This is a genomic window from Paenibacillus sp. FSL R7-0273 (genome assembly GCF_000758625.1).
Taxonomy (GTDB): domain Bacteria; phylum Bacillota; class Bacilli; order Paenibacillales; family Paenibacillaceae; genus Paenibacillus_AQ.
Genome location: NZ_CP009283.1, coordinates 519,947 through 541,686 on the forward strand (window position 1 = coordinate 519,947; position 21,740 = coordinate 541,686).

The window sequence follows — 21,740 nt, forward strand, 5'->3', positions numbered from 1 at the left end:
TTCTCATAAACCGTGCCCGGCTGAACGATGCTGCTGGATACGGTTTTTTTTGCTTACTTTTGCCGGAAATATTGTACATAATCTTGCCGGATAGTCAAGTGGCGTAGTTTAGCCTGTCGCAATATGTATGCGCTTACCAAGTAGTATACTCTATTTCTGCAAAATTTGTAAGCGCTATTAAAGCTGATAATGACAAGCTTTTTTGCTATAAAAAAAGTATTTGTGAACTTGCTGTGAACGATTGACAAAACACCCCCTCAAACTTATATTAATAGTGATTGTTATAATTGACAGGAAAATCCTCTGATCTACGAAAACAGGAGAAGCGGGGTTGATCAATGATGAAAACGTGGCAGGCCGGAAAGCGGCTTCTTCCTATGACTGCAGCGCTTGGACTCATTCTGGCCGGCTGCGGACGGGAGGACCTGTCGGTGCTCAGACCGCAGGGACCTGCAGCCGAAAGCTCATTTGATCTGATGAAGCTGGCGATTACGATTATGGTTGCCGTACTGCTGGTCGTTTTTACGATTGCCGCCTATGTGCTTATCCGTTTCCGCCGGAAGCCCGGGCAGCGTGAAGTGCCTGAGCAGGTGGAGGGTAACTTCAAGCTCGAGGTCATCTGGACGGTCATCCCCCTGATTCTGGTGGTCATTCTTGCTGTGCCTACCGTCAAGGCGGTGTTTGCCGCTGGCAATGATCATGCGGACGATCCGGATGCCGTCAAAGTAAAGGTTACCGGCCACCAGTACTGGTGGGAATTCGAGTATACCGATTACGGCGTGAAGACGGCGCAGGATCTGGTAATCCCCGCGGGCAAGGACATTGCCTTTGAACTGAGGACAGCGGATGTGCTGCATTCCTTCTGGGTTCCTTCCTTATCCGGCAAAATAGACACCAACCCTGACGGTACAGTGAACCGCTTCAGCTTCAGTGCGCCAAATGAAGGCGTTTACCGGGGCAAATGTGCCGAGCTGTGCGGGCCTTCCCACGGCTTCATGGAATTCAAGGTGAAATCGGTTAGTGAGGCGGAATTTGAGCAGTGGCTTGCTTCGATGAAGGCTCCTGCTGTGCTGCCGGAGGATCCGCAGCTTGCCGAGACCTTCCGGTCGGCCTGCCTGCGCTGCCATGCCGTCGGCGACCAGGGGCTCGCGGTCGGACCCGATCTGACGGGATTCGGCTCCCGGGAATCGGTCGCAGGCATTCTGCTGAACGATGATACAGGTGCAGACGGGGCTCCTATTCTCGAGAATCTGCAGACCTGGCTGCATGACCCGGAAAGCGTCAAGCCGGGCAATACCATGCCTGATCCCAAGGCGGACCTGGGCTTAACGGATGAAGAGATCGACGGCATCGCTGAATATCTGTCCGGCTTAACACTGGAATAGAGCGGGAAAGTGAATAGAGGAAGCAGCACATTGAAAAGGGGGTACGAACCTTGGCTCAAACCGCGCAATCCCTGAATCCCGCCCGGCCGCCGCAGGCTGGTCACAGTGTCAGACGCCATACCGGGCTGATGGACTGGATTACCACCGTCGATCACAAAAAAATAGCCATCCTCTACCTGTGGGCCGGAGGCTTCTTTTTCGGCATCGGCGGGCTTGAGGCCATTCTGATCCGCATTCAGCTGATCAAGCCGATGAACACGTTTCTGGACGCCCAGACGTTTAATGAACTGATTACGATGCATGGGACCACCATGATTTTTCTCGGAGTCATGCCGGTTATTTTTGCACTGATGAATGCCATCATTCCGCTGCAGATCGGCGCGCGCGACGTGGCGTTTCCTTTTCTCAATGCGCTCGGCTTCTGGACCTTTCTGTTCGGCGGCCTCCTGCTCAACCTCAGCTGGGTTATGGGCGGTGCACCCGATGCCGGCTGGACAGCCTACACACCGCTATCCAGTACAACCTACAGCGCTACCCACGGAGTAGACTTCTATACCATAGGCCTGCAGATTGCCGGACTCGGCACGCTGATCGGGGGAATCAATTTTCTGGCGACGATCATTACGATGCGTGCACCCGGGATGTCTTACATGCGCATGCCGATGTTCGCCTGGGCCACCTTTATCACCTCCGCAATTATTCTGTTCGCTTTTCCCGCTATTACTGTAGGGCTTGTTCTTCTCACCTTTGACCGGATTCTCGGAGCAAACTTCTTCAATCCTGAGACGGGCGGCAATCCGGTGCTCTGGCAGCATATTTTCTGGATTTTCGGCCATCCCGAGGTGTATATTCTCATTCTGCCGGCCTTCGGCATCATTTCCGAGGTCATTCCAACCTTTTCACGCAAAAGATTATTCGGCTACAGCTCGATGGTGTTCGCCACGCTGCTCATTGCCTTTCTCGGCTTCATGGTCTGGGCGCATCACATGTTCACAACGGGCCTCGGTCCGGTAGCGAATGCGCTGTTCTCTGTGTCCACGATGCTGATTGCCGTTCCGACCGGGATCAAAATCTTCAACTGGCTGTTTACGATGTGGGGCGGACAAGTGCGCTTTACTACGCCTAACCTTTTCGCTGTGGGCTTTATTCCAACCTTCACGATGGGCGGGGTGACCGGGGTTATGCTCGCTTCGGCTCCGGCAGACTTCCAGTTTCATGACACCTATTTTGTCGTAGCCCATTTCCATTATGTTATCGTTGGCGGTCTGGTGCTGGGATTGTTTGCCGGCCTGCATTACTGGTGGCCCAAAATGTTCGGGCGGATGCTAAGTGAAACACTGGGCAAATGGACCTTCTGGACCTTTATTATCGGCTTCCATCTGACCTTTTTCGTCCAGCATTTCCTTGGGTTAATGGGGATGCAGCGCCGTGTGTTTACGTACCTGCCGAACCAGCAGTTTGATACGCTGAACCTGGTCAGTACGGTCGGGGCCGGGCTGATGGGGGTGGGGATGCTGATTTTCCTGTGGAATATTTACATCACCTCCCGTAAGCCTGCTGATGCCGCAGATGATCCTTGGGAGGACGGGCGGACGCTGGAGTGGACCATTTCTTCGCCGCCGCCGGAATACAACTTCAAGCAGACGCCGCTGGTACGCGGAATAGATGCCTTCTGGAAGGAAAAGCTTGCCGGACACCAAGCCATGACCCCGTCCGAGCCGGTCGGCTCCATCCATATGCCTTCTGCGACCCTTCTGCCGTTCCTGATGTCGGTGGGTATTTTTATCGCCGGGCTTGGCTTCATGTTCAGCCGCGATACGTTCGGAAGTGACGTGCTGGGCTTCCTGTTCAACAACTATATCGTGACCGGGCTCGGGCTGGTTATTACCTTCGGATCGATGCTGCTGCGATCGCTGTTTGACGACCACGGCTGGCATATTGAGCCTGAAGAGCTGGAAGGAAGGTGAGCAGGGATGACGACCGTACATGCTGAAGCCGGAAAAAGCGCCCTCCCGCACGAGCCGGAAAAAGCGACGCTGGAGGGGAGGAACAAGGTGCTGGCCTTCTGGCTGTTCCTCGGCGGTGAGGCTGTGCTCTTCGGAACACTGTTCGCCACCTTTCTGGCGCTGCGCAACTCGACGAACGACGGCCCGTCTGCGGCTGAGCTGTTCCACCTGCCGCTGGTGGCGGCAGCGACGTTTCTGCTGCTGGCCAGCAGTCTGACCAGCGTGTTCGCCATCCAGGCGATGCACCGGAACAAGCCGGCAGAGCTGCGTAACTGGCTGATTATTACCGTGGTGCTTGGTGCAGCTTTCCTTGGACTGGAGATCTACGAGTTCAGTGTTTATGTAAGGCATGAGGAGTTCGGGATGACTACGAGCGCCTTCAGCTCGGCTTTTTACACATTGGTCGGCTTCCACGGGGCACACGTTGCGTTCGGAATTGTGTGGATTGCCATACTGATCGGGCAGCTCGCCCGCAAGGGTCTGACTGTAGTCACAGCACCCAAAATTTACGTATCGGCCATGTACTGGCATTTCATCGATGTCGTGTGGGTGTTCATTTTCACTGTTGTATACCTGCTTGGAAAGGTGGGCTGAGCCATGGCGACGGAACAGCATCCGCAGGAGAGCGGCAGCGTGAAGCGCCGTCACCGGCCTGAGGGGCCGCAGCGGCATATTGTGGTGTTTATCTTCTCGGTGGCGCTGACGCTGATTGCCTTCGCGGCTGTGGCTGCCGGAGGAGTTAACGCCACCTTTGCTGTTATTCTGCTGCTGGTAATGGCTGTGCTGCAGGTGGTGCTGCAGATGGGCTTCTGGATGCATCTGAAGGACAAAGGGCATCTGCTGCCGGTTGTGTTCATGCTGGGCGGTTTTTTTATCGCCGGCACCTGCATTGTTATGGCGCTTTACTGGGTGTGGTGGGAATGATGTGAAGGAGCGGAGGCGGGCGGAAGCTGCTGCCTCTTTTTGCTGTGGTAAATCATACCGTATTCAGTTACTCACTGCCTGCCATTTTTAACCTAGCCGTCACTACGAGGCTCTATTTCAAATTCTAGTTCTAGTCCTGCCGGAGGGGGAGTGACTTATGCTTGGCTTGCAATATTTCAGCTTCGCCGACCTGTGGAGCCCTCTGCTGCTAGCGGCTGTTCTGCTGCTGGCTGCAGGTTATCTGGTGCTGGCCGGTCCGCTGACGCAGCGGTTTCCCGGCTCGGCGGAGGTCCCGCTCAGACAGAGAGTGCTGTTTCTTAGCGGATTGCTGGTGCTCTATCTGGCCCAGGGCGGCCCGGTCAGCCTGCTGGGGCATATCCTGTTCTCTTTTCACATGGTCAGTATGGCCCTCTCCTATCTGATCGCGGTGCCGCTGATGATGCTGGGCATTCCGGAGTGGTGCTGGCGCGCCCTGGTGAGGGTCAATCCGCTGCGGAGGTTATCCTTTCTGGCCCATCCGGTAGTAGCTGCACTGCTGTTCAACGGGCTGTTCTCGCTATATCACCTCCCGGTGATTCATGATTATGTGATGCTGCATTTTACAGTGCACCGGTTGTATTATGCCGCGCTCTTTGTGACGGCTGCGCTGATGTGGTGGACGCTGATTAATCCGCTGCCGGAGAGCCGGCGGGCCGGAGGACCCGTCAAAATCGGCTTCATTTTTCTCAATATGGTGCTGCTGACACCAGCCTGCGGGCTGATTATTTTTGCGGCTGAGCCGCTTTATGCGACTTACAGTGATCCGGCTGTATGGGCCCGGGCGATGGGCTATTGTGTATCCGGTGATCCGGCTGCACTGCTGCAGGCTTTTGGCGGCCCGGCTTTCTTTGGAGGGCTGTCGCCCAAGGCGGATCAGCAGGTCGGCGGGATCGTCATGAAGTTTATCCAGGAATTTATTTTTGCCTCGATGCTTGCTTATGTGTTCTATCATTGGTATAAAAAAGAGAACGGGCAAGACGATCCGGAACTTTCCGGACCATCCGGCGAGCTGGGGGATGGTGCGTTAACCCGGGTATAGCTGGTAAGCGCCGAGGAGGACAATCATGGATATCTTTACAGTGTTTCCAACGATCAGCACATCGTTCATCGTAATCAGTGCGGTGCTGGTGGCGATCGGCTGGAGACAGATCATCGTGGGCAAACGCGAAGCGCATAAGAAAACAATGTTCGCCGCCGCTGTAGCGGCTACCCTGTTTTTCATTGTGTACATGTCTAGAACAATATTTGTAGGTAATACATCCTGGGGCGGGCCGGATCACCTGTCGACGCTGTATCACGTCTTTCTGATCTTCCATATCGTGCTTGCTACGGTAGCCGCGGTGTTCGGAATTACCACACTGGTGTGGGGCTATCAGGCTAAATACGCGAAGCACCGCAAGCTGGGCAGAATCACGGCAGTCACCTGGTTCGTTACAGCTATCACAGGAGTTGCGGTATATGTGCTGCTGTACATATTTTATCCGGGCGGCCATACCAAGCCGGTCTGGGATGCCATCTGGGGCTTCTAATTGTATATTTGCGGCGGCGAATCGGCCTGCACACAGTTACTTCCTTAGGGAGCTGGCTGCTGTGCGGGCTCTTTTTGTGCAAGGCGGCTGGAGAACGCGGGGGATGGGCTTGAACAAATTAGAGGGAAAAATCCCTTTGATGGTGCCCGCAGGAGGGTGGATTGGCTGAAATAGAGGGAAAAATCCCCCTGATGGTGCTCGCAAGAGGGTGGCTTGGGCGAAATAGAGGGAAAAATCCCTTTGATGGTGCCCGCAGGAGGGTGAATGGGGCGAAATAGAGGGAAAAATCCCTTTGATGGTGCCCGCAGGAGGGTGGATTGGGCGAAATAGAGGGAAAAATCCCTTTGATGGCTCTCGCAGGAGGGTAGATTGGGCGAAATAGAGGGAAAAATCCCTTTGATGGTGCCCGCAGGAAGGTGAGTTGGGGTAAATAGAGGGAAAAATCCCTTTGATGGTGCCCGCAAGAGGGTGGCTTGGGCGAAATAGAGGGAAAAATCCCTTTGATGGTGCCCGCAGGAGGGTGGATTGGCCAAAATAGAGGGAGAAATCCTTTTAGTGGTCCTCTCTAAATTCAGCTTTAACAGCCACGTCTGCCAACCAAGCATTCAAACCGCCCGTTCCCTTGTAACCTGACTTTAAGTAGGGCATGCTCCAATTCTCAGTCCGACCAACCAGCATTCGCTAACCCCAGACACTATCGATGAAGTTCGCCAACCTAGCATTCGAACCGCCCGTTCCCTTGTAACCTGACTTTAAGTAGGGCATGCTCCAATCCTCAGTCCGATCAACCAGCATTCGCTAACCCCAGACACTATCGATTAAGTCCGCCAACCCTACGCCTCTATTAGCCGCGTCCGCCAACACAGCCTGCGAATCGCCGCCATCCATCTAACTTTGTCTTTAAGTAGCGTATCCGCTACCCTTTGGTCCGAGCGACCAGCCCCTTCACCAACTCCCCCTGCCTTTATCCACCACGTCCGCCAACACAGAATCCCAGTTGCCTGTCCCCGTGTAACCTGTCTTTAAGCAGCGCATCCGCCAATCCTCAGTCCGACCAACCAGCACCCGCTAATCCCGCTAATCGCAGTTAAGCCCTTCTAGTCTCCGCCCGCCACCTCGCCTCTGCCAGCCACCCCCGCCCCCATGCTCTACCGCCCGCCATCCTCCTCGCAGCCCTCCTGCCATTCCGCCTAGAACCGCACACTAAACCCGTTAAAATAGTGTGTACCTGTGCCAAACGATACCAGGTTGTTCTCCCGTAGCGTCATAACCGCCCGCTCCACGTCAGCCATAATGCCGGGGTCCAGGCCCAGTGTGTTATGTGATCCGTAGATTCTGCTTACACCGGGTATCCCTGCAATCCGTTCCCACGAACGTACCAGCTCCGAAGGGCTTGTCGATGGATAGAATGCATATACTGGCGTTTCATCGTACAGCAGGTCCCCTGTAAACAAATAGCCGGAAGTCGCCTCAAAAAAGCATAAATGTCCCGGTGAATGCCCCGGCGTATGTATAACCTCCACACTTCTCCCGCCCAGATCAATGATCTGGCCATCACTCAGCAGCCCGGCCGGCTTACCGCGATAAGGGGTATAGGCCGCAGCATCAAAGCCCGCAGGCAGCGGCAGGCTCAAATCCCGTACGAGATCTGCTCTAATCTGTTCGATAGATAAGCCCTGTATGCCATGCTCCAGCCAGCTGCAGTCCTCCTCATGTACATATATTTCACTGAACAGCCCATGGCCCCCGATATGATCGGTGTGGACGTGGGTGGTGAGGACAGAGACCGGAAGTGTGGTCAGCCGGCGGGTTAGCTCCCGGATATTGCTGATGCCGAGTCCCGTGTCGATCAGGGCAGCCTTTTGCTGCCCGAGCAGCAGGAAGGAATGGACCTTCTCCCAGTGTCCGTATTCGCTGATGGCAAAGGTCCGTGCATCGATGGGCGTCACCGTAAACCATGGATGATTAAGCATATAGGTCCCCCTTAAAATAAGCTTGTTCCAAGCCGCATCTTCACATTAGCATAATCCAATCAGAAAATAATCCCAATTTTTTCTCAGAAAACTATTGACGATGGAAATAACAGGACATATACTGTGTATATAGATATATACAGTAAGCACACAGTGATCACAGTAATCACACCGAGCTTCTATATCTGCTGAATTAAAGCGAGGTTAAAGGAAAATGACAAATTTAAAACAGGCGTTGATCATTGTAAGAAGTGACTTCAACGGCGACAGGCTGAAGTTATTATGGATGCTGCTGTGGGCGCTGCTGTTCATGGGTTACATGGGCGGGCTATCCAGTATGATCATCCAGGATACGCTGGATAACGGTGACGGGAAGATTCTTGCCGACATCATGTTCATGACAGTCATTCCGATGCTGGGGTTCACCTTTTCCAAGCGGACGATGAAGTATCTGACGGAAGATTCTTACACCCGGATGCTGGCCTACATGCGCACCTTGCCTATTCCAACTGCTGTGATTCTCTGCAAAAGAAAGCTGCACGCAGTCAGCTCTATCGGGCTGAACGGATTGGTATTTTTCGGCCTCATCTATGCCATCAGCAGTAATATGCGTCAGGAGCTTCCGTTTATAAATTACCTGGCTTTTACGCTAACCTGGATCGGGCTGGGGCTGATTGTTGCAGGGCTGTACATTTTTATCGAGCTGCTGGCAAGCGGAAAAGCTTATTTTATCTACGTGATGCTCTTTACCTTCATTTACATCGGAGCGGCGGTGCTGACCTGGCTGGCAGGCGGAAATCTTATTTTGTACACAGTCAGCTATTCCAAGGAGTGGGGGCTGCTCTCCCCGCTGATGTGGGGAACGCTGGTGCTTGGTACCTTATCGGTCCAGCTATTCTCCGCATGGACGATACACCGGCTTAAGAGCCGCGATCTCGTATGAGAGGGCGGGGGTAAGGATGTGGATACCTATTCAGATCAACGAAAACAGTGCCGAGCCGCTGTACCATCAGATTGAGACGCAGCTGCGCTCACTGATTATCAGCGGAAATATTACAGAAGGGACACTGCTTCCCTCAATCCGCGAATTTGCCGGAGAGCTGAAATGCAGTGTTATCACAGTCCGCCGGGTCTATCAGGATCTGGAGAATGAAGGGCTGCTGCGGACCAGACAGGGAACAGGTACATTTGTCTCCCATGTCGGAGCAGGAGCGATGGAGGAGTACAAACGGGATGCGATCCGCAAAGCGCTGGAGGGTGCAGTCGATGTTGGATTGTCCGTACAGTGCAGCGCAGAGGAGCTGACCCGGATGTTTACAGACATTGTAACGAGCAAATATAACACAAAGTCATGAAGGGTGGGGGCGTTTCATGGTACAGCAGGCCATAGAGCTGCGGGATGTAAGCAAGAAGCGGCACAAGCGGACGATCGGGCCGCTTAATCTTAGCCTTCCGCAAGGCTACATTACCGCACTGGTGGGTCAGAACGGCTCCGGCAAAAGCACGCTGCTGCATATGCTGCTGCAGCTGAGCTTCCCGGAGGAAGGCGAGATCCGCTGGTTCGAACAGAAGCATCCCGGGGGGCTGCCGCTGGAGATCCGCCAGCGTATGGCCTATGTGCCGGAAACCTCACAGGCTGAGGAGAATTTCTGGACGGCAGCAGAGGCAGCGGACTTCCGCAGGCAGTGGTATCCTTCCTGGGACCAGGAGTATTTTGAGGAGCTGACCCGGAAATTTGAGATTCCGCAGGATGCCCGGCTGGGCAAAATGTCCAAGGGGGAACGGCGCAAATTCGAAATAGCCGCGGCCCTGGCCACCCGGCCCCGCCTGCTGCTGCTGGATGAGCCTTCTTCCGGACTGGACCCGTTCGCCTGGAAGATCATGATTGAAACGCTGCGCAAGTTTATGGATGATACGGACGCCACTGTGCTGATCTGTACCCATATTGTAGAAGAAGTGAGGCGGCTCGCCGACTACATTGTGCTCATGCACCAGGGGCAGCTGCTCGGCATGGCCGAGAAAGACAGCCTGTTCGGCTTATGGAATGAGGTATGGGTGAATGCAGCGGATGAGGCGGAGCTGCAGGAGCTGGCGGCAGAGCTTCCGGAAGCCTTGCATTTCGGCTGGGAGCAGCCGGGAGTAGCCTCTTTTATAACCCGGGAATTTTCCCGGAATGAGAAACGCATCCTGGATCTGGGCGTAAAGGTACTGAAGAGCCGGGCACTGGAGCTGGATGAAATACTTAGCCTATGGACACAAGGACATCGTCCGGTCCTGTTAGACCAGAAGAGAGGGGATTAACCAATGGAAGCTTTGAAGCTGGAACAGGTAGTGAAGCAGTACGGTGATAAGACGGCGGTTAACGGTATCAATCTGAAGGTGGAGCAAGGGGAGATTTACGGGCTGCTCGGAGCAAACGGGGCAGGTAAAACGACTACAATGCGTATGGTGCTTGGCCTGATTTATCCGGATGAGGGTAAAATCCTTTACAACGGCAAGGAGTTCAGCAACGAGCTTCAGCATCTGATGGGGTATCTGCCCGAGGAGCGCGGCCTGTATCCAAAGGTGAAGGTAAGCGACCAGATTGTCTATCTTGCCCGGCTGCGCGGCATGGCTGCCAGCGACGCGGACAAGAGCCTGCGTTACTGGCTGGACCGCTTTGAGGTTCCTGAGTACTACAACAAAAAAATTGAAGAGCTGTCGAAGGGCAATCAGCAAAAAATGGGCTTCATTGCCGCCGTCGTCCACAAGCCGCAGATCCTCGTGCTTGATGAAGCATTCAGCGGACTGGACCCGGTCAATGTGGAGCTGCTCAAGGATACGGTCAAAGAGCTGCGTGACCAGGGCACAAGCATTCTGTTCTCCACCCACCGGATGGAGCATGTAGAGGAGCTGTGCAGGCACATTACGATTCTTGACCGCTCTAATACAGTAGTGCAGGGCGATATCCGTGATATCAAAAAGAGTTACCCGCGTGAAGAGGTTATTCTGCGCACAGCCGGCGAGGTTGCCGGACTGGAGGGGATTGCCGGGGTTACTGCAGTGAAACGGCAGGAACGCGGCTATGTATTATCAATCAGTGAGATTGGCGCAGCACAGCGCATTCTGCAGCAGGCTATTCTTGCCGGAGAGGTCGAGCATTTCGAGATCAAGGAACCGACGCTAAACCAAATCTTTATCAGAGCGGTGGGTGAATCAAATGAATAAGATGGGGACGATTATCGGATTTACTTTTAAGAATAAGGTAAAGACCAAGGCTTTTCTTATAACAACGCTGATTCTGGTGGTTCTGCTGAGTATCGGTATGAATATTCCCTACTTTATCAAAGTTTTTAAGGGAGAGGACACTGCGGAAGGCGGCGGCAACCGCAGCCAGATTGCAGTTATTGCGGAGTCCGGGAATCCGGCAGCCGAGCTGCTTCTGTCATCTTCGGCTCCCGCTAATCCCAACGATGATACGTTTGCAGTAACGTTCACATCATTTTCTTCGGCGGATGATGCCGCATTGAAGGAAGGTCTGGATAAAGGTGACATTGAAGGCTATCTCACCTTTGGAGAGGCAGCTGGCGAAGGGCTTCCGCCTGTAACCTACCACAACGAGGACGGTGAGCTTGGCGGAGAAGTGCAGACGTATCTGCAGAGCGCCCTGCAGGCGGTCAATACACAGCTGATCGTTGGTGACAAGCTGACAGACAGCCAGGTTGCTGCTATGTATGCCCCGGTAACAATTGCTACACAGGAGCTCAGCACCGATGGTACCCAGGCCGGGGAAGAGGCTGAACAGACTGCGGCAACGATCAACTACGTAGTTGTCTATGTCCTTCTGATCCTGTTCTTCATGTCCATTATGATGACTGGTAACATGATTTCGGCAGAGGTTACCTCAGAGAAAAGCTCGCGCATCATGGAGATTCTGATTACGAGCGCATCGCCGTTAACCCAGATGTTCGGCAAGGTCATCGGTATTTTCCTGGTCGGACTGATGCAAATCGCAATCATTGCAGTAAGTGTAACCGCGAATCTGATGTTGCCGCATAACTCGGGTATTCTGGCTGACTTCGAGCTGGATATGAGCCAGCTTAGCATCTCGCTTCTGGTCTACGGATTAATCCTGTATATCCTGGGCTACTTCCTGTATGCACTTATCTACGCGGCGGTCGGTTCCATTGTCAGCCGTACAGAGGATCTCGGCCAGGCTATCACACCGATTATGATGATCGGCTTCGTGAACTTCTATGTTCCGCTGTTCAGCATTTGGGCTCCGAATACCACGCTGGTCAAGGTAGCGAGCTACATTCCGTTCACCTCACCGCTGAGTATGCTGCTGCGTATCGGAGTCGGCCAGGTCGCCTTCTGGGAGATTATCGTCTCGCTGGTCATTCTGCTGGTAACAACCTTTGCATTCGGCTGGCTGGCAGCGAAGATCTACCGCACAGGCGTACTGATGTACGGCAAGCGCCCAAGCATTAAAGAGATCAGAAAAGCAATGAAGGCCTACAAAATCTAATACAAAAATAAAAATAAGAGGAGCAATTACAATGATGAGTAAAAAAAATCAAAACTTCCTGTTTCTTGCAGTATGCGCGTTGAACATGATTATGTTCGGTCTGGTAATAGATACGAACGGTTCCCCAGTACGTGACTTCATACAAGGACTAACCGTAGGATTAAGTGCTGCAGCAGTGTTTGCAATGCTGTGGGGAATGGCCAAAGAGCGCAGAAGCAGAGCGTAACGCATCCCTTGTATTTGAATAACAAACTTTGTCATCCCTGTGTCTACTATCCTATATTTGCTTAATTATATTATGTTGACTATATGAAGCTAAAGGAGACAAGGTACATGAGAAACTGGAAACAAATGCTATTATCTCTTACCCTATCGGCAGGATTGCTTACCGCAACAGCAGCTCCGGCCATGGCCGCCCCGCAGCAGCCGGCAATAAAAGTGAACAATCAGGTCGTGGAATACAAGGCAGGCGCACCGGTCAACAATCAGGGCACTACGCTTGTTCCGCTTAGAGCTACGCTTGAAGCGATGGATGCCCAGCTGCAGAATGCGGCGGGCGACACAATCTATGCCATTGTTGACGGTAAGTCCGTTACTCTGAAAAGTAAGCTTACCGTAATTAACGGCGTGACCTACGCACCTATCCGGGTTCTAGGTGATGCCGCGGGTTACGAGGTCAGCTGGGATACGCAGACCCGTACGGTTGTTCTGAAGACCAAGACTACAGGCAGCGGAAGCCAGAGTGCTGTAAGTACGCAAGGCGGACGCGGCTTCATGTGGGAAGTCGAAAGCAACGGCAACACGGTGTATCTGGTCGGCTCCATGCATATTGCCGATGACAGCTTCTATCCGCTGAGCAAGGAATTTGAAGAGGCTTTTGCCGAGTCTGATTATCTTGGTGTAGAAATTGATATCAGCAAGGCGGCTGATGAGGCATCGCAGAAGCTGGTTCTGGAAATGGGGACGTATCAGGACGGCACGACGCTGAAGGATCATATCTCCGGCGAGACATATGCCAAGCTGGGTGAGGTGCTTAAGGAAGCAGGTGTTCAGGCCAATGCGCTGGACCAGTTCAAGCCTTGGGTGGCAGAAACGACACTCAGCAGCCTGAAAGCAGCGACGGCCGGCTACGAGGCTTCAGCCGGAATTGACTTGTACTTCATTCAGAAGGCGATTGAGCGGAAAATTCCGGTTGTGGAGCTGGAATCCTATGAATCCCAGCTGGGTATGTTCAACAACTTCTCCAAAGAGCTGCAGGAGGCTAATCTTCTCGCAGCAATAGAGAATTATGATGTGATTGATCAGAGTGTAGATATGATGGCCGAGATCTGGAAATCAGGCAATGATGAGCAGCTGCTGCAGCTGACCAACAGCTTTGCCGGAGACGCGGAATACTACAAGGCGATGCTGGTTGACCGCAACATCGGTATGGCTGACAAAATTGACGATTACCTTAAGAACGGCAAGAATGAAGAGTATTTCATTGTAGTCGGTGCGGCGCATTACCTGGGTGAGCATGGCATTATCAAGCTGCTCCAGGATAAGGGTTATACTGTGGTCCGGAAATAACATATCAGCAGGAAAAAAGGTGCCCATCCGGAGAGGATCGGCATCTTTTTCTTGATTAGCGGCAGCAGGACTTGCGAGGGGCTGGTGATCCGGCCGCCGATAGTGTACCCTTAGTACTAAGGAGTGGTAGTCTTGAACCTGAATGTAAAAACCCCGGTATTAGTTACCGGTTCCGCCCTGCTGATCGTAGCCAGCAGTCTGCTTCAGCCGGATGGCAGCACCCTGCTGGGTGCGTTACAGACCCTGCTGCTGGGTCTGGGAATCCTGGGCTGCCTGATGGCTGTCCTGCGGTTCGTAAAGAGCAGCAAGAAGAGCAGCGGTAAAGGGAAAAAGAGATAAAAGATAACTACATATGAAATCCGCTTAATTTCCGTAACGGAAAGCGGGGGAACCAACAACCGGAGGCTGCGGGCAAGCAGGCGGGGCCGGTTATGGGGTGAATCCTTGAGTCTGTGAGAAGCGCTGAAGCTTCCTGCAGAGGACAGGTAGGGCGACTCTCAACGCCCGAATCCGGCAGCTAACCTCGTAAGCGTATTGCAGAGAGGATCAGTATATTGTGACCGTTAACCGGACCGCAAAGGGAATCCTTTGCGGTTTTTTGCTGTTTTCTTATAGAAAAATTTAGATAAAGAAGTAAGAGGGAAGGGGAGACGAAAATGGAGATGGCAATGGACGCTCAGGAAGATTATATCCTCATTTGTGCGCCTACGAAGGCGGGAGAGCATTTTATTAAGCTGCTGATTGCGAAGGGGGCAAGGTTTGCGGGGCTTGCCAACAATCCGGCTGAGAAGCAGCGGCTGGCGGAGCTGGGGGTAGAGGTGATTTTTGAGGTGGACACCCGGCATCTGCATACCTGGCTCAGACCGCCGTTTCCGGTAGGCCGGATCTATCTGTTTGAGAGCAGTGTCGCATTATGCTGCCGTTATGTGCAGATGTGCCGGACCTGGACGACCGGGCCGATTTCCGTGATTACGACCTCCATGCGGCCAAGGCTGGTCTATAAAGGGCTTGGAGCCGACAATGTCATCTATAGCCACAGCGGGCATGTCAGCCATCTGGCGGCAGAGTGTGAATAAGGGGGCACTGGATGTAGCGGGCCAACCGTGTGCAGATTCTGCTATATGGTTTAACCATAAAAAAAGTATTCCCCGGGCTTCGGACCAGGGAATACTTTTTTTATGACACTGGGTACTAAAGGCTGTTATCTGGCAGCGGCGATCAGTTCCTCAAGCTCAGGAAGGTTGAAGCCCTTGACGGCCCGGTCACCGGATACCGTTACAGGAATGCCCATAAAACCAAGCTTTTCAACTTCCTCCTGATAGACGGCGCTTGCCATAATATCGCGTACTTCAAAAGGAATTCCCTGATTGGTCAGCAGCTGCTTAACCTGATTGCAGTCACTGCAGCCTGCAGTGGAGTAGACGATTACAGGCTGGCTCATTTATCAACGGCCTCCTTGATGGCAGAGCGGGTGATTTTCCAGTGGGAGGTGTTCCAGCTCACATCGCTGCCTTCCAGCAGAAAAATCTGCGGGGATTCATGCTTGATGCCGAACTCCTCGGCAATCTGATTGGAGACCGGACGGTCTTCAATGACATGGACAATGGCCGCCGGTGTATCCGAGCTTTGTACATAAGCCTGGAATTCCTCATGCGCCTTAGCGCTGATCGGGCAGGTAGTGCTGTGCTTGAAAAGCAGCTTTTTGCCGGGCTGGCCGACATAATTATGCAGTTCATCAGAAGTATGCAGCTGTTGAATAGACATTGTATATCACCCTCCTGTAATAAGAAATGAAACCTGTAAGGATGATTGTAACATAGTTCAAAATTAAAGCAAAAGCCGTTTGTAAAAACATGGAGGAAGTGCTAAGGTGAATGGGACGTAACATGAAATGAAACAGTTTAATGGATGGAGAGGTGTCATTATTCATGTCTGAATTGAAAGCCCTTGCAATCGGCAGCTATACAGCGGTAAAGTACCACCCGTTTGCCGGAGTCGATCAGGAGCTTCAGCAGATCCTGTCGCCGGAATTTACAGTCGATGCATCTGAGGATTTCGGGCTGCTGAACCCGCAGAGTCTTAAAGATTATTCCCTGGTGGTCTCTTATACGGAGTTCTCCGATCATAAAATCGCGCCTGCCCACAGCGGGGCACTGCTGGCTTATGTTGCCGGAGGCGGCGGCCTGCTGGTGGTTCATAACGGGATATCCATGCAGCGCAATCCGGAGCTCGGTGCAATGCTGGGCGGGCATTTTACCCATCATCCGGACTATACAGCCCTCGGGCTCAATATACCGGCAGCCGTGCGGGAGCATCCGATTGTGCAGGGAATTGATGATTTTGTGATTGAGGACGAGCCTTATTATTTCGATATGCACCCTTATTTTGAGACAACGGTGCTCGCAGAATATCTGCACGGCGGAGCGATGCGGCAGGCGGCCTGGTGCCATGAGTTCGGACTTGGCCGGGCGGTCTATCTGATGCCGGGTCATCATCTGCCGTCCTTCTCGGTTCAGCCGTTCCGCAAGCTGATCTCAAGAAGCGCGATGTGGGCGGGCAGGCTGATCTGACCCTAAGACCGGAGGAGGCGCTGCTGAAGCAGAGCGCTTCTTAGGGGGGCAGAACAAAAAGGCGGGAAGTCGCATGCCGGCATGCGCTTCCCGCCTTCGTTATATTTTGATAGAGCAAGCTTACTGTTCACCCGGCACGGCACGGGGCTTCCCGGCTACCGGTACAACCTCGTTATGATATAGCGCTTCCAGCACCTCATTCTTAAGACTGTCTGTGAAGGCGCTCCAGGTCTTTTTGCCGACGCCCAGCTCATCACGCCCTATAGACTGTAAAGTGTCCAGCCAGACCCGCTTATCGTTAATGATGCCAAGCTGCTCCTGGATGCTCTTGTAATATTCCTCATGGGTATGAAATTTCTGATTAAGTGCAAAACCAGCGGCATTTGCCGTATAACGCAGCTCCTTGGCGGCAATTCTCAGGTCGTGCAGCGCTTCAAAAGCCTCGGCAGATTCCGCCTCTGGCCCCTTAAACAGCGCCTTGCAGGTTTTTTTCTGCTGATCGAAGGCAACCTCCAGCTCGCGCATCACCACATTAGCATCCTTTTTCAGGGTAAGGGACTCAAGCGGTCCGGCAAGAAAAGCCTCCCAGAGCTGGTCCAGCTCCTTCCCGGCAAGCTGCGGAAGCTCGGCCTCCAGCTTTTTGCGGTATTTTTTGCGCTGGTCCTTCTGATGCTTAATGACGGCTTTCAGCAGTGCGGCTGTCTTGTCGTCGCCGTCTTTTTTGGCTATTTGCCGCCGTTCCTTGAAGGATTCAATCAGTACATCGGCATCCCGGACCTTCCCGAGGCGCTTTTGGGCTTTTTTGAACCGGGTGTACAGCTCTCCGGCGGCAGAATGATCCGGATCCAGTATGGACAGCAGGGTAAGCAGCTTACGGCTGTTCACTCTCGACTGATGAATATTCTCCTCACCGAAGCCTTTCAGCGCATCCTTGCTGTAATCGCGGAAATTGACATAGAGCTTAATCATGGCCTGTTCCCATTGCCTTGTTTTGCTGATTTGCCTGTCCTTTGTCAGCTGTTCTGTGGTCATGCGGCATCACTCCTATACGTTGTGTACTGCTGTTGCATGAACGATTCTTCCCTAATCTAAGGATAACGGTTGCCGGAGCTGATTTCAAATGACTTTGCCTGTCTTTTTTAGGCATGGAGGAGGGGATGGGTTACAATAGAACGAAATCCGTTATAACCGAAAAAGGGCAGCAGGCCGCGGTACGTGCCGTTTATTACATAACATCCGGGGAAGAAGGGGATTATAAGTGGTTGACTATAAAGATTCGGGGTTGCTGGACAACCTGTTTGAAGGGCAGGAGCAGAAATCGGTAAGTGTGCTTCCTGCGAAAATGGTGCTGTTTGAGCACTTGGCTGAAGACCTGACGGCTGCGGAGGTGGAAGATATGCTGCTTCCGTTCGCGTTCGAGGAAGCGCTGTGCCGTGACATCGGCGCCGGGCTGGTCCCGCCGTGCCTCCACCTCTGGAGCCATCCCGGAGGCGTGGCGCTGGGACTGCGGGACAGCAGGCTGCCCCATGCCGCCGAGGGGATGGCCGGGCTGGAGCGGGCCGGCTACCGCGCGGCTGTCCGCCATTCCGGCGGGGCGGCCGTGCCGCTCGACACAGGCGTAGTCAATGTGTCGCTTATTCTTCCGAAAGCCCCGGGCAAGCTGGACTTTCACGATGATTTCCGGCTGCTGGCTTCGCTCATAGCCGAAGCCGCAGCTGCCAGCCATCCACAGGCGGCTGCACGGATCAGGGCAGGCGAAATCACCGGGTCGTACTGCCCCGGTGATTTCGACCTGGCCATCGGCGGCCGCAAGTTCTGCGGCATCGCCCAGCGCAGGCAGAGCGGCGCGTACTTCGTGCACGCGTTCGTGGTGGTCTCCGGCTCCGGGCGGGAGCGCGGAGAGCTGATCCGCGGATTCTACGAGACTGCGTCCGGAGGGGACGAGTCACTGGACTATCCGCGGGTCCGCCCGGAGACGATCGCCGCGCTCGGCGAGCTGGGCGGCCCGGCTGCGGCGGCGGTGTACGCCGCAGGCATCCGGCAGGCTGCAGCCCGCAGGGGTGTGCAGCTGACTCCTGCCGGCAGGCTGCGGCAGGAGACCGGCTATGATCTCCAGTACAGCGATCCGCGTGTGCTGGAGACAGCAGCGATGCTGCGGCAGCGCTATGCCCGCTGAGCAGGCGGGCTCTGCAGTACTTGACCGTTCGCCGGTTGCCGGCCGGTCCGGCTCCGGAGGAAGCTTCGCCATTTGAAGCAAGCACCTTCAAAAGCCGGGGAGGCCCAGAAAGCCCGGACAGTCCGGGAAATCCGGGGAGTGGAAGGTCTAGATAGTCCGGCGATGACTCTGGGATTGCACGGCTAATTGAGTTAATTAAAAAAACGACACCTAATTCACTGCTGAGCCCGGTAACCGGTAAGTTAATTGTAAAAAAGCCACCTAATTTCGCCAAAATGGCCTCCAAAGCGGGAATGGGCCGAAATAGGTGGCGTTTTTACAACTAATAGTCATATTCTTCGAGAAATACTGAAATTAGGTGGCGAAAATTCAACTAAATGCCGGCCGGGCGGCGGTCCGGATTTAATATCCCGGCTTGATGCAGCAAAGCCGCTGTTTAATATCCCGGCATTATGCAGCAAAGCCGGTATTCAATATCGCGGCATCATGCAGCCTCCGCAGATACTTGGTGCTAAGAATACAGCTCCGGCCGGCGGTCGGCGAAGATCGGAATCTGCTGACGTACCTCGCGGACCTTAAACAAATCGATTTCCCCCGTCAAAATCTCCTCTCCCTCTCCGGCTTCTCCTATTACATCACCCCAAGGATCAATAATCATTGAATGTCCGGCAAAGCTGTTCGCCGGATCAGCCCCGGCCCGGTTGCAGGCGGCAACATAGCACTGGTTCTCAATAGCCCGGCTGATCAGCAGGGCGCGCCAGTGGGCAAGGCGCGGCTTGGGCCATTCGGCGCTGATGAACAGGATTTCGGCTCCGCTGGCCGTGTGGGCGCGTACCCATTCCGGGAAGCGGATATCGTAGCAGATCAGCCCGGCGCACAGGGTATTGTCCAGGGTGAACAGACCCTTTGCTTCCCCGGGCTGCAGATAGAGATGCTCATCCATCAGCCGGAACAGATGGAGCTTGCTGTATTCTCCGGCCAGCCCGCCGCTGCGGTCAAAAATGTACATGCTGTTGGTAATCCCGGCCGGCTGTCTGCTGGCAACAGAGCCGGCGACAATATGGATGCCGAGCTCCCGCGCCAGGCCTGACATCATTGCTTTGACCCCCTGCCCCTCAGGATCTGCGATACCTTCAAGCCGGGTAAGATCATAGCCGGTGGTCCAGAGCTCCGGCAGAAGCACACAGCCGGTTCCGGCTGCTGCCGCTTCACGGATGCGGCGTTCTGCTGCTGCATAATTAGCTGGGGGATTGCCGAATGCTATATCAAGCTGGATGAGGGAAATTTTCATGTGTCAGCCTCCTGATTATAAAAGTTGAGCATAATAGTTAGAGATTAAAGCCGGCCGGCGAATAAATCAACCAGCCTTCTGGAGTTCAAAGCAAATTATAGCTTAATGGTTGACGGGTCAACTAAATAGGTGTAAACTAATTTTCATCAAGAAGATTTTGCGCAATCTATTTTAGGGGAGGCTGCCATTGACAGAACATCAGTCAGAGGAAGATCAGATTCTTGAACTGCTGCAGGCACTGAACAAGGGCATCAGCCCGAAATTCGAACGTTGCGCAGGTATCAGCCCCACGCGGCTCCGCCTGCTTCTGGAGCTGTATCAGGTGGAAGAGATCAGCCAGACTTCGCTGCAGCGGCATATTGATATAGACCCGGCTGCCATTACCCGGCATCTGAAGGGGATGGAGGAGAGCGGTACGATTACCCGCCGCAACAATCCTGCCGACAACAGGGTTACCCTTGTCTCGCTGACCCCGTATGGGCGCGAGCGGATGCACTGCTACAAGGAAGAGAAGAACCGTTTTATCAGCAGTCTGCTGGCCGGCTTCACTGAAGCCGAACGGAAGATGCTGGCGGATATGCTTATCCGGCTGCAGCATAACACCAATGCAATGTAGCCTTAAACTATACAATAACCAATAAAGGAGCCTATTTTACCATGACTACTGCAAAAACCAACGATTTCAACTCCATCATCAGCGGCCGCCGCTCAGTGCGCCAGTACGATACCAGCGTAAAGATCAGCAAAGAGGAAATGACAGAGATACTTACCGAAGCTACACTTGCTCCATCTTCTGTTAACATGCAGCCTTGGCGTTTCCTTGTCATTGAGAGCCCTGAGGCCAAATCCAAGCTGGCAACCATCGCCAAGTTCAATCAGGTGCAGGTAGAAACCTCCGCTGCCATGATTGCCGTCTTCGGGGATCTGAACAACTTCGATTATGCTGAAGAAATTTACGGTACTGCTGTAGAACGCGGTCTTATGCCGCAGGAAGTTAAGGAAGGCCAGCTGTCCCGTCTGGCTGTGCATTTTGCCAATCTTCCCGCTGATGTTAACCGGGAGACTGTAATGATTGACGCCGGTCTCGTATCGATGCAGCTGATGCTGGCTGCCCGTGCCCACGGCTATGACACCAATGCTATCGGCGGCTTCGAGAAAGACCAGATTGCCGAGCTGTTCGGCATGGACAAAGAGCGCTATATTCCGGTTATGCTGATTTCTATCGGTAAGGCTGCAGCAGAAGGCTACCAGTCGGTACGCCTGCCGGTCGATAAGATTGCCGAGTGGAAATAAATAATATAATTCATATCCCAGGAGGATGAACCATGATTATTATTCATGCTACACTGCAAGTTAATCCCGAGCGCGAAGAACAGTTCTTGGCTGAGGCTGAAGCATTGCTTGCGGCTACACACCAGGAGGAGGGCAATGTTTCCTACGAGCTGTACAGACATACCTCCCGCAGCAACGTATTCATTATGGTTGAGGAATGGCGTGATGCCGAGGCTGTAGCCGGCCATAACGCAAGCCCGCACTTTACCGGCTTTGCCGGCAAGGCTGGCGAATTCCTGACTGCACCGCTTGAGGTTAAGGTATACCAGGGCGAACCGCTGGGCAAATAACACGTTCAGCAGCAATCGGCCTGCATGAGAGCAAGGGTCATCCTGTACAGGGATGGCTCTTTTTTTGAAATATAAGAATTTATATGTTCTACGCTATTAATAATCCTTATATTTCTCGCAGAAACGGTTACCGCCTTCCCTGAAGGACG

Annotated in this window: 26 protein-coding genes and 1 riboswitch; of the genes, 20 read left to right on the forward strand and 6 right to left on the reverse strand. The window is 53.5% G+C overall.

The genetic code is table 11. The features are described from left to right. Positions 1-338 precede the first annotated feature (338 nt). From coxB to R70723_RS02295, 6 genes are all read left to right on the forward strand, one after another. Positions 339-1,385: a cytochrome c oxidase subunit II gene (gene coxB / locus R70723_RS02270; RefSeq protein ID WP_039869427.1), complete on the forward strand. Its 1,047-nt coding sequence runs from the start codon at positions 339-341 to the stop codon at positions 1,383-1,385. A 128-nt stretch (positions 1,386-1,513) separates the two neighbouring features. Then, positions 1,514-3,352, forward strand: coding sequence for a cytochrome c oxidase subunit I (gene ctaD, locus R70723_RS02275; protein ID WP_047171307.1), 1,839 nt, complete (start codon positions 1,514-1,516; stop codon positions 3,350-3,352). A 6-nt stretch (positions 3,353-3,358) separates the two neighbouring features. Further along, positions 3,359-3,985, forward strand: coding sequence for a cytochrome (ubi)quinol oxidase subunit III (locus tag R70723_RS02280; RefSeq protein ID WP_039869429.1), 627 nt, complete (start codon positions 3,359-3,361; stop codon positions 3,983-3,985). Positions 3,986-3,988: 3 nt separating this feature from the next. Continuing rightward, the gene (locus R70723_RS02285) at positions 3,989-4,315 is read left to right on the forward strand and encodes a cytochrome C oxidase subunit IV family protein (RefSeq protein WP_039869431.1); all 327 of its coding nucleotides are present in this window, start codon (positions 3,989-3,991) and stop codon (positions 4,313-4,315) included. 157 nt (positions 4,316-4,472) lie between these two features. Next, positions 4,473-5,393, forward strand: coding sequence for a cytochrome c oxidase assembly factor CtaG (gene ctaG / locus R70723_RS02290; protein WP_039869433.1), 921 nt, complete (start codon positions 4,473-4,475; stop codon positions 5,391-5,393). Positions 5,394-5,418: 25 nt separating this feature from the next. Beyond that, the gene (locus tag R70723_RS02295) at positions 5,419-5,883 is read left to right on the forward strand and encodes a DUF420 domain-containing protein (RefSeq protein WP_039869436.1); all 465 of its coding nucleotides are present in this window, start codon (positions 5,419-5,421) and stop codon (positions 5,881-5,883) included. Positions 5,884-5,927: 44 nt separating this feature from the next. Here the strand turns inward: R70723_RS02295 and R70723_RS33185 are convergent, their stop codons facing one another. Both R70723_RS33185 and R70723_RS02300 read right to left on the reverse strand, forming a co-directional pair. After that, a complete protein-coding gene (locus R70723_RS33185; protein WP_144027056.1) occupies positions 5,928-6,488 on the reverse strand; it encodes a hypothetical protein in 561 nt (186 codons plus the stop codon). Positions 6,489-7,073: 585 nt separating this feature from the next. Further along, the gene (locus R70723_RS02300) at positions 7,074-7,856 is read right to left on the reverse strand and encodes an MBL fold metallo-hydrolase (protein ID WP_039869438.1); all 783 of its coding nucleotides are present in this window, start codon (positions 7,854-7,856) and stop codon (positions 7,074-7,076) included. Positions 7,857-8,070: 214 nt separating this feature from the next. Between R70723_RS02300 and R70723_RS02305 the strand changes: the two genes are divergently transcribed. The 9 genes from R70723_RS02305 to R70723_RS02345 all read left to right on the forward strand — a co-directional run bounded on the left by R70723_RS02305 (position 8,071) and on the right by R70723_RS02345 (position 15,008). Continuing rightward, positions 8,071-8,799, forward strand: coding sequence for a hypothetical protein (locus R70723_RS02305; RefSeq protein WP_039869439.1), 729 nt, complete (start codon positions 8,071-8,073; stop codon positions 8,797-8,799). Positions 8,800-8,815: 16 nt separating this feature from the next. Then, on the forward strand, positions 8,816-9,211 hold the full coding sequence (locus tag R70723_RS02310; protein WP_039869441.1) for a GntR family transcriptional regulator: 396 nt from the start codon (positions 8,816-8,818) through the stop codon (positions 9,209-9,211). 16 nt (positions 9,212-9,227) lie between these two features. Continuing rightward, entirely contained in the window at positions 9,228-10,157 is a 930-nt protein-coding gene (locus R70723_RS02315) for an ABC transporter ATP-binding protein (RefSeq protein WP_039869442.1), read from the forward strand. Between the two features lie 3 nt (positions 10,158-10,160). Further along, positions 10,161-11,063: an ABC transporter ATP-binding protein gene (locus R70723_RS02320; RefSeq protein ID WP_039869444.1), complete on the forward strand. Its 903-nt coding sequence runs from the start codon at positions 10,161-10,163 to the stop codon at positions 11,061-11,063. Continuing rightward, entirely contained in the window at positions 11,056-12,363 is a 1,308-nt protein-coding gene (locus R70723_RS02325; protein ID WP_039869446.1) for an ABC transporter permease, read from the forward strand. The genes R70723_RS02320 and R70723_RS02325 overlap by 8 nt, the downstream gene beginning before the upstream one ends. Before the next feature lie 31 nt (positions 12,364-12,394). Beyond that, positions 12,395-12,589: a hypothetical protein gene (locus R70723_RS02330; protein WP_039869449.1), complete on the forward strand. Its 195-nt coding sequence runs from the start codon at positions 12,395-12,397 to the stop codon at positions 12,587-12,589. A gap of 107 nt (positions 12,590-12,696) precedes the next feature. Beyond that, positions 12,697-13,932 carry a TraB/GumN family protein gene (locus R70723_RS02335; protein ID WP_039869450.1) on the forward strand — a complete coding sequence of 412 codons (1,236 nt, stop codon included), beginning with the start codon at positions 12,697-12,699 and terminating at the stop codon, positions 13,930-13,932. A 132-nt stretch (positions 13,933-14,064) separates the two neighbouring features. Further along, positions 14,065-14,271 (forward strand): hypothetical protein, encoded by a 207-nt coding sequence (locus tag R70723_RS02340; protein WP_039869451.1) that lies wholly within the window; start codon positions 14,065-14,067, stop codon positions 14,269-14,271. Between the two features lie 11 nt (positions 14,272-14,282). Continuing rightward, a riboswitch (cyclic di-AMP (ydaO/yuaA leader) is annotated at positions 14,283-14,481 on the forward strand. A 107-nt stretch (positions 14,482-14,588) separates the two neighbouring features. Then, on the forward strand, positions 14,589-15,008 hold the full coding sequence (locus R70723_RS02345; RefSeq protein WP_231574813.1) for a hypothetical protein: 420 nt from the start codon (positions 14,589-14,591) through the stop codon (positions 15,006-15,008). Positions 15,009-15,133: 125 nt separating this feature from the next. On the opposite strand, the gene R70723_RS02350 is transcribed toward R70723_RS02345, so the two are convergent. Both R70723_RS02350 and ytxJ read right to left on the reverse strand, forming a co-directional pair. Continuing rightward, positions 15,134-15,373 carry a glutaredoxin family protein gene (locus tag R70723_RS02350; protein WP_039869454.1) on the reverse strand — a complete coding sequence of 80 codons (240 nt, stop codon included), beginning with the start codon at positions 15,371-15,373 and terminating at the stop codon, positions 15,134-15,136. Continuing rightward, positions 15,370-15,696 (reverse strand): bacillithiol system redox-active protein YtxJ, encoded by a 327-nt coding sequence (gene ytxJ / locus R70723_RS02355; protein ID WP_039869455.1) that lies wholly within the window; start codon positions 15,694-15,696, stop codon positions 15,370-15,372. Before ytxJ ends, R70723_RS02350 begins: the two co-directional genes overlap by 4 nt. 164 nt (positions 15,697-15,860) lie before the next feature. On the opposite strand from ytxJ, the gene R70723_RS02360 reads away from it, so the two are divergent. After that, positions 15,861-16,502 (forward strand): ThuA domain-containing protein, encoded by a 642-nt coding sequence (locus R70723_RS02360; protein WP_039869457.1) that lies wholly within the window; start codon positions 15,861-15,863, stop codon positions 16,500-16,502. A 120-nt stretch (positions 16,503-16,622) separates the two neighbouring features. On the opposite strand, the gene R70723_RS02365 is transcribed toward R70723_RS02360, so the two are convergent. Next, a complete protein-coding gene (locus tag R70723_RS02365; RefSeq protein ID WP_039869459.1) occupies positions 16,623-17,534 on the reverse strand; it encodes a CHAD domain-containing protein in 912 nt (303 codons plus the stop codon). 226 nt (positions 17,535-17,760) lie between these two features. On the opposite strand from R70723_RS02365, the gene R70723_RS02370 reads away from it, so the two are divergent. After that, positions 17,761-18,678 (forward strand): lipoate--protein ligase family protein, encoded by a 918-nt coding sequence (locus tag R70723_RS02370; protein WP_052421159.1) that lies wholly within the window; start codon positions 17,761-17,763, stop codon positions 18,676-18,678. A gap of 511 nt (positions 18,679-19,189) precedes the next feature. On the opposite strand, the gene R70723_RS02375 is transcribed toward R70723_RS02370, so the two are convergent. Continuing rightward, entirely contained in the window at positions 19,190-19,969 is a 780-nt protein-coding gene (locus tag R70723_RS02375) for a carbon-nitrogen family hydrolase (RefSeq protein WP_039869461.1), read from the reverse strand. A gap of 187 nt (positions 19,970-20,156) precedes the next feature. Here R70723_RS02375 and R70723_RS02380 point away from each other — a divergent pair, with 187 nt between their 5' ends. The 3 genes from R70723_RS02380 to R70723_RS02390 are packed head-to-tail and all read left to right on the forward strand — an operon-like array spanning position 20,157 to position 21,591. Further along, on the forward strand, positions 20,157-20,585 hold the full coding sequence (locus tag R70723_RS02380; protein WP_039869463.1) for a MarR family winged helix-turn-helix transcriptional regulator: 429 nt from the start codon (positions 20,157-20,159) through the stop codon (positions 20,583-20,585). 41 nt (positions 20,586-20,626) lie between these two features. Further along, positions 20,627-21,262 carry a nitroreductase family protein gene (locus tag R70723_RS02385; protein ID WP_039869465.1) on the forward strand — a complete coding sequence of 212 codons (636 nt, stop codon included), beginning with the start codon at positions 20,627-20,629 and terminating at the stop codon, positions 21,260-21,262. A 32-nt stretch (positions 21,263-21,294) separates the two neighbouring features. Continuing rightward, positions 21,295-21,591: a putative quinol monooxygenase gene (locus R70723_RS02390; RefSeq protein ID WP_039869468.1), complete on the forward strand. Its 297-nt coding sequence runs from the start codon at positions 21,295-21,297 to the stop codon at positions 21,589-21,591. Positions 21,592-21,740: the final 149 nt, after the last annotated feature.